The organism is Streptomyces sp. NPDC088261 (assembly GCF_044740805.1).
Taxonomy (GTDB): Bacteria; Actinomycetota; Actinomycetes; order Streptomycetales; family Streptomycetaceae; genus Streptomyces.
The window spans coordinates 200,125-218,088 of sequence record NZ_JBIURL010000005.1; the positions used below are offsets into that span (position 1 = coordinate 200,125).

The window sequence follows — 17,964 nt, forward strand, 5'->3', positions numbered from 1 at the left end:
TGCACGATTCCCCTCGGTTCTGCACGGGTCCCCAGCCTTGGATCCTCATGATCGAATCTACTGTGTCCCGTGGTGCCGGCGTGACAAGTTCTCCCACCGGCGTTATGTCGACAAGGCAACTTGGCGCGAAGCATTCGATCACGAAGCGTTCCACTCACGGGCCGCGCAGGGAAGTGGGCCTCGCGCGCATGGCCCGTCCCCGTAGGGTGCGGAGGACCGGTTCAGTCCTTTCTTCCCTGGTGGCAAGGGGGTTGACAGGCCTTTTCGCCAAGGCTTCGGTTCATGTGCAAAGTTGGCCGAAAAGCGATGGGTGTGTCTGTGCGAAGACCATCAGTCTCCCGGCGCACTCCCCTCACACGCGCGTGAGCCCCGGTGCGCCCCCTGTCGGCCACGGGACCGTCGGCTTCCGGCCGTTCCGTACATTCCGGGCGCATGTGCCGGGTCGGCTTCCTGGGCGGTACGGGCCTCCCCGCCCCGTACCGCGTCCGCCCCCACGGCCGCCCCGGCCGGCGCCCCCGGGTCCGCCCCCGCCTCCCCGGCGCGCAACCGGGCCGCCGCCCGCTCCGACCGCCGCAGCAGGAGCCGGCAGACGGCGGTCACGGCGGCGAGGCCGAACGCCGCCGCGACGGTCCCTCCGAGGGACGTTCCGTAGACGCTGAGCACGACGGGGACCGGCAGGCAGCTGAACACCGCCCAGCGGAGGAGTTCGTCCGCCGGGTCGGCGGGGGGCCGGGCGGCCGCCCCCGGGTGCGGCGGGCGGGGGGCGTCCTCGCGGATTCCGGCGGCGTCCTCGCGGCTCCCGGCGGACGCGCGGCCGGGTGCCGGCCCCGCGCTCCCGGCGGGCAACTCGGCGGACACCCGAACGGATGACGTGACGGTCGACGGTGCGGGCACGGGAGGCTCCTTGACGGCGGCGGCGTGGCCGGTGGCCAACGAGGAGCGCGCCCCTCCGGTCACTCCCGTCACTCCGCGGGACAGCTGTAGATGCCATCCGGCGTTGCGATCCTGGGCGCCCTCGTGCATGCTCCCTGAAACGCCGCGTAAGGGGCTGCGAACTCTGTGCACGAGAGGAGTGTCGCCGTACCCTTGGGGGTATGGAGTTGGGAAGATGATTCCCGGACACAGGACACAGGTCCGTCACATGCTCCGCACACCACGCCACTTGTTGATCCTTTCCCAAGAGGACCTCTTTCGCCGAGACGCCCATGGCCGGTCACGAAATCCCTGAACCCGCGGACCGCAAGCAGGTAGCCGATCCCGTGTCGGACCCGCTGGCGGTGGACCAGACGCGCGCCTCCTGCGATCCCGCCTTCCGGCACGGAGTGGTCGTCGGCTTCGACGGCTCCACCTCCAGTGAGCGGGCGCTCGCGTACGCCATCGGCATGGCCCGGCGGCTCGGCTCCGGCCTGATCATCGTGCATGTCGCCAACAGGCTCCCGACCACGGTGTGGGCGGGCTGTGAGCCGCCGGTGTTCGTGGACGTCCCGGACCACCGCACCGAGGTGCTCGGCCTCGAACTGGCCTGCGCGGACTACCTCGCCGAGGTGCCCTGGATCCTGGTGGAGCGCGGTGGCGACATCTGCCACGAGTTGGAAGAGGTCGGCCAGGAGTACTCGGCGGACGCGATCGTGGTCGGCTCGACGCACGGCATCGTCGGGCGGATCTTCGGCTCGGTGGCCGGCCGGCTCGCGCGGCGCGCGCAGCGGCCCGTGGTGGTCATCCCGTAAGTCGGGCCCGCCGTCCCGTGACCCATGCCGGTGATCCGGTACGTCGCGCCGGTGATCCCGTACGTCGCCGGTCGTCCCGTACGTCGGCCGAGCCGCGCTCTTCTTCCCGCGTTCCGTGCGCGAAAACGCTGATCGTCCGTCAACTTCCTTGCTCCCGGCGTGAATTTACTCACTCCGAGAGGTGGATTGCGCCCTTGCGAAGGGTACATAACGGTCGCTGGGACAACAGCACCCGCACTCCGTGAAGGGAGCCCGCCGTGGACAATGACGTCTCCGCGGGAAGCGCAACCTCAACTTCGGTTCTCGGCCATCTCGCGCTGGGACTCACCCTGCTGGCCTTCGGCATCGGCCTCACCGACGTGGTGGACGGAGTGACGGCGGCCGACGCCGTCACCCTCGCCCTGTACGTCGGCGGGGTCGCGCTCTTCGTCGCGGGTCTGTTCGCCTTCCGGGCGGGCGACTCGTTCACCGGTACGGCCTTCGCGGGCCTCGGCGCCTTCTGGTTCACCTGGGGCACCGGCGCGGGCGACCAGGTCTCCGCGGACGCGGCCGGACTCTTCCTGATCCTGTGGGCGCTCCTCGCCCTCAGCCTCACCATAGGCGCCGCGGGCTCGGGCCCGCTCGTCCAGGGCACGTACGGCCTGCTGACCGTCGCGCTGCTCCTGCTCGGGGTCGCCCAGTTCGCGGACAGCGGAGGCCTGGCCAAGGCCGGCGGCTGGCTCGCCGCCCTCGCGGGCCTGGCGTCCTGGTACGGAGCGACGGCCGCGCTCGCCAAGTGGCCCACCGCTCTTCCGCGTCGACGCGCTGCCGGCCGGGGTGTGACGGCCGCCGGCTGAGCGGTGCCGGGGGCCGGCGCCGGGCGTCGCCGGCCCTCCGCTCCTGGCGCGTCCGGCACGTGCGGACGCGCCAGGAGACGCTCCGTACGCCTCCGTACACCCCCGTACCGCACCGGACACACCAGTGGCCGCGCCTGCTCCCCGCCTACTCCACCGTCACCGACTTCGCCAGGTTCCGCGGCTTGTCGATGTCGCGGCCCAGCGCCAACGCCGTGTGGTACGCCAGCAGTTGGAGCGGGATGCCCAGCAGGATCGGGTCCAGCTCCGTCTCGTTCTTCGGCACGACGATCGTGTGGTCGGCCTTCTCCTGCGGCTGGTGCGCCACCGCCAGGATCCGCCCGTCCCGCGCCTTGATCTCCTCCAGCGCCGCCCGGTTCTTCTCCAGCAGGTCGTCGTCCGGCACCACCGCCACCGTCGGCATCGCGGGCTCGATCAGCGCGAGCGGACCGTGCTTGAGCTCGGAGGCGGGGTACGCCTCGGCGTGGATGTACGAGACCTCCTTGAGCTTCAGCGACGCCTCGCGCGCCACGGGATAGCCCCGTACCCGTCCGATGAACATCATCGACCGGGAGTGCGCGTACTCACCGGCCAGCTTCTCGATGTCGCCCTCGGTCGCGAGGATCTCGGTGATCTGGGCGGGCAGCTTCCGCAGCCCCGCGATGATCCGCTTGCCGTCGGCGACCGACAGGTCGCGGATCCGGCCCAGGTGCAGAGCCAGCAGGGCGAAGGAAACGACGGTGTTGGTGAAGCACTTGGTCGAGACGACGCAGACCTCGGGGCCCGCGTGGACGTACACCCCGCCGTCCGTCTCCCGGGCGATCGCCGAACCGACCACGTTCACGATCCCCAGCACCCGCGCGCCCTTGCGCTTGAGCTCCTGGACGGCGGCCAGCACGTCGTACGTCTCGCCGGACTGGGACACCGCGACGTACAGGGTGTCGGGGTCGACGACCGGGTTGCGGTAGCGGAACTCGGACGCCGGCTCCGCGTCCGCCGGGATCCGGGCCAGCTCCTCGATCAGCTGCGCCCCGATCATGCCCGCGTGGTACGACGTGCCGCAGCCCAGGATCTTGATCCGCCGCACCCCGCGCGCCTCACGGGCGTCGAGGTTGAGCCCGCCCAGGTGGACGGTGGAGAAACGGTCGTCGATCCGCCCGCGCAGCACCCGGTCGACCGCCTCGGGCTGCTCCGAGATCTCCTTGTGCATGTACGTGTCGTGGCCGCCCATGTCGTACGACTCGGCCTCCCACTCCACGGTGGTCGGCGTCGCGGACGTACGGGAGCCCTCGGTCGTGTACGTACGGAAGTCGTCGGCCTTGAGGGTGGCCATCTCGCCGTCGTCGAGGGTGACGACCTGGCGGGTGTGGGAGACGAGCGCGGCGACGTCGGAGGCGACGAACATCTCCTTCTCGCCGATGCCGAGGACGACGGGGGAGCCGTTGCGGGCGACCACGATGCGGTCCGCGAAGTCGGCGTGCAGCACGGCGATGCCGTACGTGCCCTCGATCAGCCGGAGGGCCTGGCGGACCTTCTCCTCCAGCGTCTCTGCCTGTGAGCGGGCGATCAGGTGCGTCAGGACCTCGGTGTCGGTCTCGGAGGCGAACACCACCCCGTCCGCCTCCAGCTTCGCGCGCAGCTCGGAGGCGTTGTCGATGATGCCGTTGTGGACGACCGCGACCTTGCCCTCGCCGTCCAGGTGGGGGTGCGCGTTGTGGTCGCTGGGGGCGCCGTGGGTGGCCCAGCGGGTGTGCGCGATGCCGGTCGTGCCGGCGAACCGCTTGGGGACCCGGGCCTCCAGCTCGCGGACGCGGCCCTTGGCCTTGACCATCCGCAGGGCGGCCGCCTTGCCCGCGGCCGGCTTGCCGGTGATGACGATGCCGGCGGAGTCGTACCCCCGGTACTCCAGCCGCTGCAAGCCCTCCAGCAGCAGCGGTGCGACATCACGCTTTCCGATGTAACCGACGATTCCGCACATGACAGTCTCTGCCCCTCCTGATCGCGTGGTCCGCCCGGCCGCCGAGCCGTATCAGCCGCTTCAGCCGTAGACGATGCGGCGCAGCTGCCGGAGCGAGAGCTCCGGCGGTGCCACCGCGCGGTACGGCAGCTCGGCCGCGATCCGCTCGAAGATCTCCGCGTTCACGGCGCCCCCGGCCTGCATCTCCCGGTGGCGGCGGCGGACGTAGTCCTCGGTCGTCTCGTCGAAGTAGGCCAGCACGTCGAGGATCACCCGGGCGGCCTCACCGCGCTGGAGCGCGGTGCTGCGCACCAGGTGGTCGATGAGGTCGTCGTGCGACGGGCGTCGTTCGAGCACTCGTTGATACTGCTGGTGCGCGCCGCCGTACGCAACATTTCTGCCCGAATTCGGGCAGGAAGTGGTCAGAGTCTCCCGGGCACGCGGTGGCGGACTGGCGCGGTAGGGCGTCTTGACCGCCGCCGCCGCGTGCGGGTCCCATGGAGAGGTTCGGCCGTCCGCACCCCCACAGGTGAGTACCTCGTCGCCCTGTCGAAGGGACACCTTTGTGAGACAGCACAGAACGTTGTTCCGCCTGTTCGGATCGCTCCTGCTGGTCGTGGCCGCCGGGATCTCCTCCGTCGCCGCCGCGCCCGCGCCCTCCGACCGGCCCGCCTCCCCGACCCCCACCCCCCGCTCCCTCGGTGACGTCGTCCCCGTACCGGCGTCCGTCCGGCCGGGCGGCTCCCCGTACACGATCACCCCCTTCACCTGGATCGGCGTCGTCGCGAGCTCCGGCCAGGCCAGGGCCGCGCGTGCCGTCGGCTCGTACCTGGCCGGCATCCTGCGCCCCTCCACCGGATACGCCCTGCCGGTCGTCCCCGACCTCGGGCTCGGCCCCGGGGGCGGTGTCCGGCTGCGGCTGGGCACCGGCCCCGGCGACCGGGGCCTCGGGGACGAGGGCTACCGGCTGGAGTCCGGTCGTACCGGCGTCACGATCACCGCGTACCGCCCCGCCGGGCTCTTCCACGGCGTGCAGACCCTGCGCCAACTGCTCCCCGCCGCGGTCGAGAAGAGCGGTCGGCAGAGCGGCCCGTGGACGGTCGCGGGCGGCACGATCACGGACACGCCCCGGTACGCGTACCGGAGCGCGATGCTCGACGTCTCGCGCCACTTCTTCACGGTCGGTCAAGTGAAGCGCTACATCGACCAGTTGGCGCTCTACAAGATCAACACACTGCATCTGCACCTCTCCGACGACCAGGGGTGGCGGATCGCGATCGACTCCTGGCCACGGCTGGCGACGTACGGCGGGTCCACCCAGGTCGGCGGTGGCGCGGGCGGGTACTACACCAAGGCGCAGTATCGCGAGCTGGTCGCGTACGCGGCCTCGCGCCACCTGGAGGTCGTCCCGGAGATCGACATGCCGGGCCACACGAACGCGGCGCTCGCCTCGTACGCGGAACTGAACTGCGACGGCGTCGCGCCGCCGCTCTACACCGGCACGCAGGTCGGGTTCAGCTCGCTGTGCGTGCCGAAGGCGGTGACGTACGACTTCGTGGACGACGTCGTCCGCGAGCTGGCCGCGCTCACTCCCGGCCGCTACCTCCACATCGGCGGCGACGAGACGCACGCCACCAGCCACGAGGACTACGTGACCTTCATGGAGCGGGCGCAGGCCGTCGTGGAGAAGTACGGCAAGACGGTGGTGGGCTGGCACGAGCTGACCGGCGCCCGCCCCGTGGAGGGCGCGGTGGCGCAGTACTGGGGCCGCGACCGTACGAGCGCGGCGGTGCGCGAGCAGGTCGCGGCGGCGGCGAAGAGCGGCACCCGGCTGGTCCTCTCCCCGGCGGACCGGGTCTACCTGGACATGAAGTACGACCCGTCGACCGTGCTGGGCCAGACGTGGGCCGGGTACATCGAGGTGGACCGGGCGTACGACTGGGATCCGGCGACGTACCTCGCCGCGTCGGGGGTGCCGGCGGGCGCGATCCTCGGCGTGGAGGCGCCTGTGTGGACGGAGACGCTCTCGACGAGCGACCACTTGGAGACGATGACGTTCCCGAGGCTCCAGGGGGTGGCCGAGCTGGGCTGGTCCCCGGCGGAGACGCACGACTGGTCGGCCTTCAAGGCGCGGCTGGCGGCGCAGGGGCCCCGGATGACGGCGCTGGGGATCGACTACTACCGCTCGCCGCTGGTGCCGTGGCCGGCGGAGTGAGGGGTTCGGCGGCCTGACGGCTCTCGGGTGCCTGACGGCTCTCGGCTGAGGAGGGCGGGGCGCCGGGGGTTCGGTCCGAGAATCCCCGGCGCCCGTCCGGCTCCCCCCGAAGCCGGGTCGTCGGGGCGCCCCGCCGCTCCCCGGCGTCGCGTCATCGCGGCTCCCCGGCGCCGGGTCGTCGCGCCCGCGCCGTTACGTCATCGGCCCCCGGCGCCGGGCCATCGCCACGCCCGCGAGCACGACCGCCATGCCGGCGACCTCCCGGAGCCCGAGTTCCTCGCCGAGCACCACCGCGCCGAGCAGGACGGAGACCACCGGCAGCAGATAGCCGACGGTCGCCGCGTCGGTGGCGCCCTCGTCCGCGATGATCCGGTACGTGAGGAGGAAGGTGACGCCCGTCGCGAAGACCCCGAGAACCGCCACCGCCGCGAGAGCCGTGGGGCTGCCCCACGGGGACTCCCGGCCACCGGCGGGCAGGGCGAGCGCGGTCAGTCCCGTCGCGGCGAGGCGCTGGGCCGTGGCGAGGGACAGGGTCGGCACGCCCTTCCCCACGAGGTGGCGCTGCATGTACGCGAAGGCCACGGCGTAGCTCGCCGCCGCGCCCAGGATGGCGAGCGCGCCCCAACTCGCGGCGCCGCTGCGCTGCCAGGGCGCGAAGATCAGCACCGTACCGGCCAACCCGGTCACGAGGCCGGCGGCCCGGACGGGGCGCAGGCCGTGCTCGGTGCCGAGGGCGAGGCCGATGAGCGGGGACCACAGGGGAGTGGTGGCGTTCAGGACACCGGCCAGCCCCGAACTCACCGTCTGCTCACCGAGCACGCCGCCACCATCAGCAGGAACGTCGCCGAGGCGGAGACGGCCCCGGCCGAACTGCGCGCCGGGCGCACGGGGCGGCTGGCGATCCGCTACTTCGCCACGGCGGGCGCCTCCCTGGTCGCGCCGGCGGTGGCCCGCTTCCGCGCGGAACATCCGGGCGTACGGATCGACCTGAGGCTGTCCGACCCCGGGGACCCGCTGCCGGAGGTGGCGGAGGGCAGAGCGGATCTGGCCCTAGTGATCGGCCCCCACCCCACCCAACACCGGCACCCACCTCCCCCACCTGCTCCACCTGCGGGACGACGCGTACGCCGCAGTCCTGCCCGCCGGACACCGCCTCGCCGACCGGGACGTACTCGACCTGGCCGATCTGGCCGACGAGCCCTGGGTCGGCAGCGAGCCACTGGGCCCCTGCCTGGAGCCGGTCCTCACCGCGTGCGCGGCGGCGGGTTTCACCCCGGACTTCGTGGTCGAGAGCGGGGACTACGCCTCGGCCCAGGGCTTCGTCGCCGCCGGCCTCGGCATCGGCGTGATGCCCCTGCTGGGGGTGGCCCCCGGCACCCGCCATCCTGGTGTGGTCGTGTGCGAGATACGCAACCCTCAGCCGGTCAGAGCGATCTGCGCGGCGGTACGAGAGGCATCACTGACCGAGCCGGCGCTGCGAGCCCTGGTCAAGGCACTACGAGACGCCGCCAAAGCCTCCGGCGCCCGTCCGGTGTGACGTCGCCACACGACCCACCAGCCGACTGGTGAACCCCGCGCGGCACAGGCGCTCATACGCGGCGGTCACCTCGGCGGGGACGGCCTGTCTCGTCATGAACCCCTGATCCGGATAGACCAACAGCCGTTGCAGCGCGCCGACGAGCATGTCGACGACCAGCCGGTCGTCCCCGATCGAGGCCACGTACTCCTCGAAGGTCGTCGGAGCCGACGCGCTCACGACGTCAACGCCCGGCCACAACATGCTCGCGGTGGCGTACGCGCGCCGCTCCTCGTACGGCTTGCTGACCAGCAGCACGGAGGAAACGTCAACGCCGGCCTCCTCCAGCACCGCCCGCGAGAAGCGGATGTTGTCCCCCGTGTTCCGAGCGCGAGGCTCCACCACCACAGCAGAACCGGGCACACCCAGTTCCAACGCCCGCTCCCGGTAGTGAACGGCTTCCCCACGAGGCATGCGCTCCCGCGTGGTGGGACTGGTCGCCCCGGTGAACACGATGAGCGGCGCCATGCCCCGCCGGTAGAGCCCGACGGCGACGTCCGCCACCCCCAGGTCATGACTCCCCAGCCCGACAATCACCGAACAGGCCCGCGCTTCATGCCCCATGAGGTGATACGCCCACACACACCGCGCGTCCGCGCGGTCCTGAACCGAGATCACACTTCCTCCCGCTCCCGCATGGTGCGTTTAGTGATGCCATGCCTTCGCGCCCACATTGTGGATCATGCGCTGGAGCACCTTGAGGGTGGTGACGTACTCCTCGTCCGTGATGCCCGTGTGCACCCGGGCGCGCATCGTTTTCTGGAACGCCGCGCACTTCTGGAACAGAGCGTCCCCCTCCTCCGTCAGACGCAGACGCCCGCCGGCGTCGGGGGTGATCAGGCCCCGGTCCAGGAGGGCGTCGATTTCTGGTACGAGGGCTTCGCCCACTTCCAGGTAGCCCCACAGGACCGCCAGCACCTCTTCGCGGGAGCGGCCGTTCTCGCTCGTGGCCACTTGGGCCATGATCCACCACTGGGGCTGGGTGACGCCGAACGCCGCCAGGCCCTCGCGGATGGCTGTCACGACGGCCTTGCCGGCGCTCGAGCTCCAGTAGCCGATCGGCTGGGTGAGCAGTTCCTCGTCGCTGTGGGAGTACTCCATCGTCCGTCCTCACCGTGGGAAGAGAAGATCCGGGTGCCGGTCCGTTTCCGGTCGGTGAGGACGAACGTAGGACCTCAACTCCGCTCCAGGTCAAGCAGACGGAGGGAGGGCTCAGTTGGGCAGGCCCAGTTCCCTCGCGATCAGCATCCGCTGCACCTCGCTCGTGCCCTCGCCGATCTCCAGGATCTTCGAGTCGCGCCACATGCGGGCCACCGGGTACTCGTTCATGAAGCCGTATCCGCCGTGGATCTGGGTGGCGTCCCGCGCGTTGTCCACGGCGACCGTCGACGAGTAGAGCTTCGCCACCGCCGCCTCCTTCTTGAACGGCTCGCCCTGGACCAGCCGCGACGCCGCGTCGCGCCAGCCGATCCGGGCCATGTGCGCCCGCGTCTCCATGTCGGCGATCTTGAACTGGATCGCCTGGTTGGCCCCGATCGGGCGGCCGAACGCGTGGCGCTCCTTCGCGTACGACACCGACTCGTCCACGCACCCCTGCGCCAGGCCCGTCGCGAGGGCGGAGATCGCGATCCGGCCCTCGTCCAGGATGCGGAGGAACTGCGCGTACCCCCTCCCCTCCTCGCCGAGCAGGTTCGCCACCGGCACCCGGACGTCCACGAAGGACAGTTCGCGGGTGTCGGACGCGTTCCACCCCACCTTGGAGTAGGGGGCGGCGACCGTGAAGCCGGGAGTGCCGGACGGGACGATGATCGAGGAGATCAGCGGGCGGCCGTCCTCCTTGCGGCCGGTGACGGCCGTGACCGTGACCAGGCCCGTGATGTCCGTGCCCGAGTTGGTGATGAAGCACTTCGTCCCGTTGATCACCCACTCGTCGCCGTCCCGGACCGCCGTCGTACGGGTCCCGCCCGCGTCCGACCCGCAGTCCGGCTCGGTCAGGCCGAACGCGCCGAGCAGCTCGCCCGAGCACAGCCGGGGCAGCCACTCCCGCTTCTGCTCCTCCGTGCCGAACCGGAAGACCGGCATCGCGCCGAGCGAGACACCCGCCTCCAGCGTGATCGCCACGGACGAGTCCACCCGGGCCAGCTCCTCCAGGGCGATGCCGAGCGCGAGGTAGTCGCCGCCCATGCCGCCGTACTCCTCGGGGAACGGCAGCCCGAACAGGCCCATGCGCCCCATCTCGCGGACGATCTCGTACGGGAACTCGTGCCGCTCGTACAGGTCGCCGATCTTGGGCGCGACGACGTCGTGCGCGAACGCCTCGACGGTGCGGCGCAGTTCCTCGTGCTCGGGGGAGAGGCGGTGGTCCAGGGACATCGGGTCAGTCACTCCTTGTGGGAGAGGGCGCGGACGGTACGGGAGGGGCTGGGGCGGCCCAGCCGTTCGGCCAGCCACACACTGGTGGCGGTGAGCCGGCCGAGATCGACGCCGGTTTCCACACCGAGGCCGTCGAGCATCCACACGAGGTCTTCGGTGGCGAGGTTTCCGGTGGCGCTCTTCGCGTACGGGCAGCCGCCCAGGCCGCCCGCCGAGGCGTCCACGGTGGTCACTCCGTGCTGGAGCGCGGCCAGGGTGTTCGAGAGCGCCTGCCCGTACGTGTCGTGGAAGTGCACCCCGATGACGTCGGTCGGCACCCCTTCCTCGTTCAGCTCGGAGAGGAGGGTCTGCACGTGCCCGGGCGTGGCGACGCCGATGGTGTCGCCGAGGCTCAGCTCGTCACAGCCGAGGTCCATCAGCGCCTTGGCCACGCGCACCACCTGGTGCACGGGGACCGGGCCCTCCCAGGGGTCGCCGAAGCACATCGACAGATACCCCCGGACGTGGACCTTCTCCTCGCGCGCGCGGGCCACCACCGGGGCGAACATCGCCAGCGACTCGTCGACCGTCCGGTTGAGGTTGGCCTTCGCGAAGGACTCGGTCGCGCTGCCGAACACGGCGACCCGGCGGGCGCCGAGGGCGAGCGCGCGGTCCAGGCCGCGCGCGTTCGGCACCAGGACGGGGAGGGCGACCCCGCCGAGGTCGGCGAGGGCGGGGAACAGCTCCTCGGCGTCCGCCAGTTGGGGCACCCACTTCGGGTGCACGAAGCTGGTGGCCTCGATGGTGGTCAGCCCGGCGTCGGCGAGGCGGTGCACGAACTCCGCCTTGAGCGCGGTCGGGACGACCGCCTTCTCGTTCTGGAGGCCGTCGCGCGCGCCGACCTCATGGATCCGGATCCGGGCCGGCAGCCCCTGCGCGGGGACGGCCATGGGCAGTCCTTCGGTCATGACTCCTCCTGCGGGGCGAGGGCGGGCGTGGCGGAGACCTCGGCCTGCGGGACCTCCGGCGGGGTGACCACCGCCAGCACCTGGTCCATGGCGACCGTCGCTCCCGGCGTCACGTCCAGCTCGGTGACCGTCCCGTCGTGCGGCGCGGAGATGACGTGCTCCATCTTCATCGCCTCGACCACCAGCAGGCTCTGCCCGGTGGTCACCTCGTCCCCGACCGCCACCTTCACCACCGTGACCGTCCCGGGCATCGGCGCGGTCAGCGAGTGGGTCCCGCCCGCCCCGGCCGCGCCGAGGAGGGCGGCCGTCACCGCGTCGTGGTCCGTCACGTTCCAGCTGTCGCCGTCGCGGCCGAGCCACGTACCGGCCCGGTGGAACGTGTGCGTCACCCCGTCCACGGTGACCGTGACCCGGTCGGGCTCCACCCGGAAGCGGTCCGTGGGACGCGTCTCGTGTATCGCCGGTTCGAGTCCCGGCACCCGCAACGGATGGACGACCGGCGCCGGTGTGCCGCCGAGACGCCAGCCGCTCGGTACGGAGAAGGGGTCCACCCACCCTCCCGGCGCGGCGGGCTCCAGCGCGGCCTGTCGTACGGCCGCCGCCGCCGCGTACACCTCCGGCGGCACCCCGGCCGGCAGCAGGCCCGCCACCTCCCGCTCCACCAGCCCGGTGTCCAGGTCGCCCGCCACCACCGACGGATGGGCCAGGAGACGGCGGAGGAAACCGGCGTTGGTCGGTACGCCCAGCGTCACCGTGTCGGCCAGGGCCGCCCGCAGCCGCCGCAGCGCCGTGGCGCGGTCGGGGCCGTACGCGATGACCTTGGAGAGCATCGGGTCGTACGTACTGCCGACGTCCGTGCCCTCGCTCAGCCCCGAGTCCGTCCGCACGCCGTCACCCGAGGGCTCGCGCAGCGACAGGACCGTACCCCCGGTGGGGAGGAAGCCCCGGGACGGGTCCTCCGCGCAGATACGGGCCTCCACGGCGTGTCCCGTGAGGGTGATGTCCTCCTGGGCGAAGGGCAGTTCCTCCCCGGCCGCGACCCGCAGCTGCCATTCCACCAGGTCCAGGCCCGTGACCAGCTCCGTCACCGGGTGCTCGACCTGGAGGCGGGTGTTCATTTCCATGAAGAAGTACGACCCCGGGTCGCCGCCCGGCACGATGAACTCGACCGTCCCCGCGCCCGCGTACCCGCACGACCGGGCCGCCTGGACCGCCGCCTCGCCCATCGCCGCGCGTGTCGCCGGGTCCAGCAGGACGGACGGGGCCTCCTCGATGACCTTCTGGTGGCGGCGCTGGAGCGAGCACTCGCGCTCGCCGAGGTGCACGACGTTCCCGTGCCCGTCCGCCAGGACCTGGATCTCGATGTGGCGCGGGCGGTCCACCCACCGCTCCACCAGCAACGTGTCGTCCCCGAAGGAGGAGCGCGCCTCGCGCCGGGCCGCCGCGATCTCCTCCGCCAGCGCGGACTCCGCGCGCACCAGCCGCATGCCCTTGCCGCCGCCGCCCGCAGAGGGCTTGAGCAGCACCGGCATGCCGATCTCCCGGGCGGCGGCGGCCAGTTCGGCGTCCGTCAGCCCGCTGCCCGACGATCCGGGCACCACCGGCACCCCGGCCGCCCGTACCGTCTCCTTCGCGCGGATCTTGTCGCCCATCAGCGCGATCGCGTCGCCGGGCGGGCCGATGAAGACCAGGCCGGCCGCCGCGCACGCCCGCGCGAACTCCGCGTTCTCCGCGAGGAAGCCGTAGCCCGGGTGCACCGCCTGCGCGCCCGTGCGCGCCGCCGCCTCCAGCAGCCGCTCCACGGACAGGTAGCTCTCCGCGGCCGCGGCGGGACCGATCCGTACGGCCGTGTCGGCCTCCCGCACATGCCGCGCGTCCGCGTCCGCGTCGCTGAACACCGCGACCGACCGGACCCCGAGCTGTCGCAGCGTACGGATGACACGCACCGCGATCTCGCCGCGGTTGGCGATCAGAACCGTGTCGAACATTCCCACCCTCACATCCGGAAGACGCCGAAGCCGGGCTCACCCAGCGGGGCGTTGGCACACGCGGTCAGGGCAAGACCCACCACCTGGCGGGTCTCCATCGGGTCGATCACGCCGTCGTCCCACAGGCGGGCCGTCGCGTAGTAGGCGTTCCCCTGGGTCTCGTACTGCGCGCGGATCGGGTCCTTGAAGGCCTCCTCCTCCGCCGCCGGCCACTCCTCGCCCCGGCCCTCCAGCTGGTCCCGCTTCACCGTCGCCAGCACGGACGCCGCCTGCTCGCCGCCCATCACGGAGATCTTGGCGTTGGGCCACATCCACAGGAAGCGGGGCGAGTAGGCCCGGCCGCACATCGAGTAGTTGCCCGCTCCGTACGAACCGCCGACCACCACCGTCAGCTTCGGCACGCGCGTGCTCGCCACGGCCGTGACCATCTTCGCGCCGTGCTTGGCGATGCCGCCGGCCTCGTACGCCCGCCCGACCATGAACCCCGAGATGTTCTGGAGGAAGAGCAGCGGGATGCCGCGCTGGTCGCACAGCTCGATGAAGTGCGCGCCCTTCTGGGCGGATTCGGAGAACAGGATGCCGTTGTTGGCGACGATCCCGACCGGGTGGCCGTGGATCCGCGCGAAGCCCGTCACCAGCGTCGTACCGAACTCGGACTTGAACTCCGCGAACCGCGAGCCGTCCGTGATCCGCGCGATGACCTCCCGGACGTCGTACGGCGTACGGGAGTCCACCGGCACCGCTCCGTACAGCCCCGCCGGGTCCACCTTGGGCTCCTCGACCGGCTCGACGTCCCAGGGGAACGCGCCGCGCGCGGGGAGCGTGGAGACGATCGTCCTGACGATCCGCAGCGCGTGCGCGTCGTCCTCCGCGAGATGGTCCGTCACCCCCGACGTACGGGAATGGACCTCGCCGCCGCCCAGCTCCTCCGCCGTCACGACCTCGCCCGTCGCCGCCTTCACCAGCGGAGGGCCGCCCAGGAAGATCGTGCCCTGGCCCCGGACGATGACCGCCTCGTCACTCATCGCCGGGACGTACGCCCCGCCGGCCGTGCACGAGCCGAGCACGGCCGCGATCTGCGGGATCCCGGCGGCGGACATCCGCGCCTGGTTGTAGAAGATCCGCCCGAAGTGGTCCCGGTCGGGGAAGACCTCGTCCTGCATCGGCAGGAAGGCGCCGCCCGAGTCCACCAGATACAGGCACGGCAGCCGGTTCTCCAGCGCGATCTCCTGGGCGCGGAGGTGCTTCTTCACCGTCATCGGGTAGTACGTGCCGCCCTTGACCGTCGCGTCGTTGGCGACGATCACCGCCTCCCGGCCGCTGACCCGGCCGATCCCGGCGATCACCCCGGCGGCCGGCGCGGACCCGCCGTACATCCCCTCAGCCGCGAGAGGAGCCAGCTCCAGGAAGGGCGAGCCGGGGTCCAGCAGCGTGTCCACACGATCGCGGGGCAGCAGCTTGCCGCGCGCCGTGTGCCGCGCGCGGGCCCTCTCGCCGCCGCCGAGCCGGGCCGCCGCCAGCCGGGCACGCAGCCCTTCGGCCAGCTCTTCGTGGGCGCTCTCGTTGGCCCGCCAGGCCGCGGCGGACGGATCCGCCGCACTCGCCAGCACAGGTGCCTGCCGCATCGCTCGTAGCTCCCTCGCTGGGTTAGTGAGCGTTAACCTACGCGTCCAGGTTAACGACCGCTAACAGCTCTGTCTAGAATGATTTCCCATGAGCACCAGGACCGCGGCCCCGACCCGCCGCGAGCAGATCCTCAAAGAGGCGGCGCGCCTCTTCGCCGAGCGTGGGTTCCACGGCGTCGGCGTGGACGAGATAGGGGCCGCCGTCGGCATCAGCGGCCCGGGTCTCTACCGCCATTTCGCGGGCAAGGACGCCATGCTCGCGGAGCTGCTGGTCGGGATCAGCGGCCGGCTGCTGGAGGGCGGCAGGCAGCGCGTACGGGGTGCGGGGGCCGCCCCGCGCCCGATGGGGGCGCCCGGCGTGACGCCCGTGGCCCCCGACCCCGCCGCCGTCCTGGCCTCGCTGATCGACGGCCACATTGACTTCGCCCTCGACGACCGTCCGCTGATCACCCTCCACGACCGCGAGCTGGACCGCCTCAGGGACAGCGACCGCAAGCTGGTCCGCCAGCTCCAGCGCCAGTACGTGGAGCTGTGGGTCGGCGTCGTACGGGAGGTTCACCCCGGCGTCCCCGAGGCCCAGGCGCGCGGCGCCGTCCACGCCGTGTTCGGCCTGCTGAACTCCACCCCGCACCTCGGTTCGTACGGTACGGGCCTGCCGGGCCGCACGGCGATGGAGTCGCTGCTGCGCCGCCTGGCCCACGGCGCCTTCGCCGCGCTCGGCGACTCGGCGAGCGATCCGGCGGCCGATTCGGCGGCCGATCCGGCGAGCGATCCGGCGGCCGATCCGGCGAGCGATCCGGCGGCCGATCCGGCGAGCGACCCGGCGGGCGACCGGGCCCGGGAACCGGCCGGTGACCTGTCCGGAAACCGGGACGAGGGGCACAGCCCGTACACCTGACGGCACAATGGGCTCATGCCGATACCGAGCCGCGCCGCCCTTGTCGACCACCTCGTCCGCACCCGTATCGCGGGAGACGTCGCCACGCCCCGCGACAACAACCTCTCGCACTACCGCAAGCTCGCCAACGGTGACCGCCACTACTGGCTCGGCCTGGAGCTGGGGGACCGGTGGACCGACGAGCAGGACGTGCTCGCCGTGATGGCCGAGCGCTGCGGAGTGAGCGACGACCCGGAGCACCGGGCCGGGCAGGACACCATCGACCCCGAGCTGACCGTCGACGCCCTGGAACGGATGGCTGCACGGCTGCGCAAGGCGGCCTCGGGCCGCGAGAGCGTCCTCTTCGCCACCGGCCACCCCGGCGGCCTGCTGGACGTCCACCGCCAGACGGCGGACGCGCTGCGGCGCGCGGGATGCGAGATCGTACGGATCCCCGGCGGCCTGACCGCCGACGAGGGCATGGTCTTTCAGTTCGCCGACGTGGCCGTGCTGGAGCGCGGCGCGACCCTCTGGCACACCCACTCGCCGGAGCCGATGCGGGCGATCCTGGACGGCCTGGAGCGCGAGGGGCGCTCCCTGCCCGACCTGGTCCTCGCGGACCACGGCTGGGCGGGCTGCGCGGGCCAGCGGGGCCTCGACGCGATCGGGTACGCGGACTGCAACGACCCGGCGCTGTTCATCGGCGAGGCCGAGGGCACGCTCCAGGTGACCGTCCCGCTGGACGACCACGTGACGGACCCGCGCTTCTACGACCCGATGACGGCGTACCTGCTCAACGAGGCCGGGCTGGTCTGACCCGCTCCCGGCCGCGCTCACCCGTAGTCCGCAGGCCCACCGTCCTCCGTAGGAGGACGCGCGATCGGACGACCCGTCCTCAGTCCCGCGGCGTCCGGATCACGCCCTCCTGGATCACCGAGATCGCCAGCCTGCCGTCCCGCGTGTAGATCCGGGCCTGGCCCAGCCCCCGGCCGCCGGACGACGACGGCGACTCCTGGTCGTACAGCAGCCACTCGTCCACCCGGAACGGGCGGTGGAACCACATCGCGTGGTCCAGACTCGCCCCCACCACGTCCCCGACCGCCCAGCCGCCGCGTCCGTGGACCAGCAGGATCGGGTCGAGCAGGGTCATGTCGGAGATGTACGTGGCCAGGCAGACGTGCAGCAGCGGGTCGTCGGCGAGTTTCCCGGCCGTACGGAACCACACCTGCGAGCGCGGCTCGCGCGGCGCCCCCACCGAGCCGTACGGCGGCGCGTCCACGTACCGCAGGTCGACGGCCCCCCGCGCCACCAGCAGCCGGTCCGCGACGCCCGGGTCGACAAACCGGTCCGCGTAGAGCGGCAGCATCTCGGCGGCCGTGGGGAGGGTCTCCGGGTCCGGCGCGTCCGGCATCCGCGCCTGGTGCTCCAGGCCCTCCTCGGCCGGCTGGAAGGAGGCCGAGAGGTGGAAGATCGGCTGCCCGTGCTGGACGGCGACCACCCGGCGCGCGGTGAAGGAGCGCCCGTCCCTGATGCGGTCGACGGTGTAGACGATCTGCGCGCCGGGGTCGCCGGGGCGCAGGAAGTACGCGTGCAGGGAGTGGGGCAGCCGGTCCTCGGGGACCGTACGGCCCGCCGCCACCAGCGCCTGGGCGGCCACCTGGCCGCCGAAGACGCGGGGGACGACCGCGAAGCGGCTCACGCCCCGGAAGATGTCCCGCTCGATCCGCTCCAGGTCGAGCAGATCGAGCAGGTCGTCCAGGGCGTCGGAGTCGCCGGTGCCGTCACTCATGGGTCGTGCCTACAGGACTCACAGGACTCACGGGACTTACAGGACTCGCAGGACTCA

General features: G+C 72.1%; 16 protein-coding genes and 2 pseudogenes. 7 read left to right on the forward strand and 11 right to left on the reverse strand.

The window, feature by feature from the left end; translation table 11 throughout:
• Nucleotides 1-330: 330 nt before the first annotated feature.
• The gene (locus ACIODU_RS12750) at nucleotides 331-894 is read right to left on the reverse strand and encodes a hypothetical protein (RefSeq protein WP_356426218.1); all 564 of its coding nucleotides are present in this window, start codon (nucleotides 892-894) and stop codon (nucleotides 331-333) included.
• 311 nt (nucleotides 895-1,205) lie between these two features.
• Between ACIODU_RS12750 and ACIODU_RS12755 the strand changes: the two genes are divergently transcribed.
• Both ACIODU_RS12755 and ACIODU_RS12760 read left to right on the forward strand, forming a co-directional pair.
• Nucleotides 1,206-1,727: a universal stress protein gene (locus ACIODU_RS12755; protein WP_356426221.1), complete on the forward strand. Its 522-nt coding sequence runs from the start codon at nucleotides 1,206-1,208 to the stop codon at nucleotides 1,725-1,727.
• Between the two features lie 257 nt (nucleotides 1,728-1,984).
• Nucleotides 1,985-2,563: a GPR1/FUN34/YaaH family transporter gene (locus tag ACIODU_RS12760; protein ID WP_356426224.1), complete on the forward strand. Its 579-nt coding sequence runs from the start codon at nucleotides 1,985-1,987 to the stop codon at nucleotides 2,561-2,563.
• A 145-nt stretch (nucleotides 2,564-2,708) separates the two neighbouring features.
• Here ACIODU_RS12760 and glmS read toward each other — a convergent pair whose 3' ends face one another.
• Together glmS and ACIODU_RS12770 are read right to left on the reverse strand one after the other, a co-directional pair.
• Complete coding sequence (gene glmS / locus ACIODU_RS12765) at nucleotides 2,709-4,538, reverse strand: glutamine--fructose-6-phosphate transaminase (isomerizing) (RefSeq protein ID WP_401767059.1); 1,830 nt, start codon at nucleotides 4,536-4,538, stop codon at nucleotides 2,709-2,711.
• 60 nt (nucleotides 4,539-4,598) lie between these two features.
• Nucleotides 4,599-4,874: a hypothetical protein gene (locus ACIODU_RS12770; RefSeq protein WP_327236531.1), complete on the reverse strand. Its 276-nt coding sequence runs from the start codon at nucleotides 4,872-4,874 to the stop codon at nucleotides 4,599-4,601.
• 208 nt (nucleotides 4,875-5,082) lie between these two features.
• Here ACIODU_RS12770 and ACIODU_RS12775 point away from each other — a divergent pair, with 208 nt between their 5' ends.
• Nucleotides 5,083-6,732 (forward strand): beta-N-acetylhexosaminidase, encoded by a 1,650-nt coding sequence (locus ACIODU_RS12775; RefSeq protein WP_401767061.1) that lies wholly within the window; start codon nucleotides 5,083-5,085, stop codon nucleotides 6,730-6,732.
• Between the two features lie 192 nt (nucleotides 6,733-6,924).
• On the opposite strand, the pseudogene ACIODU_RS12780 reads toward ACIODU_RS12775, so the two are convergent.
• Nucleotides 6,925-7,548 (reverse strand): annotated as a pseudogene (locus ACIODU_RS12780) (DMT family transporter); the annotation flags it as partial.
• Here ACIODU_RS12780 and ACIODU_RS12785 point away from each other — a divergent pair.
• A pseudogene (locus ACIODU_RS12785) lies at nucleotides 7,450-7,743 on the forward strand (LysR substrate-binding domain-containing protein); the annotation flags it as partial. The pseudogenes ACIODU_RS12780 and ACIODU_RS12785 sit on opposite strands and share 99 nt — an antisense overlap.
• 124 nt (nucleotides 7,744-7,867) lie before the next feature.
• Nucleotides 7,868-8,269, forward strand: coding sequence for a LysR substrate-binding domain-containing protein (locus tag ACIODU_RS12790; protein ID WP_401767356.1), 402 nt, complete (start codon nucleotides 7,868-7,870; stop codon nucleotides 8,267-8,269).
• Here ACIODU_RS12790 and ACIODU_RS12795 read toward each other — a convergent pair.
• The 6 genes from ACIODU_RS12795 to ACIODU_RS12820 all read right to left on the reverse strand — a co-directional run bounded on the left by ACIODU_RS12795 (nucleotide 8,228) and on the right by ACIODU_RS12820 (nucleotide 15,241).
• The gene (locus ACIODU_RS12795; RefSeq protein WP_401767062.1) at nucleotides 8,228-8,926 is read right to left on the reverse strand and encodes a YdcF family protein; all 699 of its coding nucleotides are present in this window, start codon (nucleotides 8,924-8,926) and stop codon (nucleotides 8,228-8,230) included. The two genes, ACIODU_RS12790 and ACIODU_RS12795, sit on opposite strands and share 42 nt — an antisense overlap.
• 27 nt (nucleotides 8,927-8,953) lie before the next feature.
• On the reverse strand, nucleotides 8,954-9,409 hold the full coding sequence (locus tag ACIODU_RS12800) for a MarR family winged helix-turn-helix transcriptional regulator (protein ID WP_401767063.1): 456 nt from the start codon (nucleotides 9,407-9,409) through the stop codon (nucleotides 8,954-8,956).
• Nucleotides 9,410-9,520: 111 nt separating this feature from the next.
• On the reverse strand, nucleotides 9,521-10,681 hold the full coding sequence (locus ACIODU_RS12805; RefSeq protein ID WP_161306649.1) for an acyl-CoA dehydrogenase family protein: 1,161 nt from the start codon (nucleotides 10,679-10,681) through the stop codon (nucleotides 9,521-9,523).
• 8 nt (nucleotides 10,682-10,689) lie between these two features.
• The gene (locus ACIODU_RS12810) at nucleotides 10,690-11,628 is read right to left on the reverse strand and encodes a hydroxymethylglutaryl-CoA lyase (protein WP_401767066.1); all 939 of its coding nucleotides are present in this window, start codon (nucleotides 11,626-11,628) and stop codon (nucleotides 10,690-10,692) included.
• Nucleotides 11,625-13,616 carry an acetyl-CoA carboxylase biotin carboxylase subunit gene (locus tag ACIODU_RS12815; RefSeq protein WP_401767068.1) on the reverse strand — a complete coding sequence of 664 codons (1,992 nt, stop codon included), beginning with the start codon at nucleotides 13,614-13,616 and terminating at the stop codon, nucleotides 11,625-11,627. The genes ACIODU_RS12810 and ACIODU_RS12815 overlap by 4 nt, the downstream gene beginning before the upstream one ends.
• An 8-nt stretch (nucleotides 13,617-13,624) precedes the next feature.
• Nucleotides 13,625-15,241 carry a carboxyl transferase domain-containing protein gene (locus ACIODU_RS12820; protein ID WP_401767069.1) on the reverse strand — a complete coding sequence of 539 codons (1,617 nt, stop codon included), beginning with the start codon at nucleotides 15,239-15,241 and terminating at the stop codon, nucleotides 13,625-13,627.
• A gap of 88 nt (nucleotides 15,242-15,329) precedes the next feature.
• On the opposite strand from ACIODU_RS12820, the gene ACIODU_RS12825 reads away from it, so the two are divergent.
• Nucleotides 15,330-16,139, forward strand: coding sequence for a TetR/AcrR family transcriptional regulator (locus tag ACIODU_RS12825; protein WP_401767071.1), 810 nt, complete (start codon nucleotides 15,330-15,332; stop codon nucleotides 16,137-16,139).
• 15 nt (nucleotides 16,140-16,154) lie between these two features.
• Nucleotides 16,155-16,934: a phosphatase gene (locus tag ACIODU_RS12830; RefSeq protein ID WP_401767073.1), complete on the forward strand. Its 780-nt coding sequence runs from the start codon at nucleotides 16,155-16,157 to the stop codon at nucleotides 16,932-16,934.
• Nucleotides 16,935-17,013: 79 nt separating this feature from the next.
• Here ACIODU_RS12830 and ACIODU_RS12835 read toward each other — a convergent pair whose 3' ends face one another.
• Nucleotides 17,014-17,907 carry an acyl-CoA thioesterase gene (locus ACIODU_RS12835; RefSeq protein ID WP_401767075.1) on the reverse strand — a complete coding sequence of 298 codons (894 nt, stop codon included), beginning with the start codon at nucleotides 17,905-17,907 and terminating at the stop codon, nucleotides 17,014-17,016.
• Between the last annotated feature and the right edge of the window lie 57 nt (nucleotides 17,908-17,964).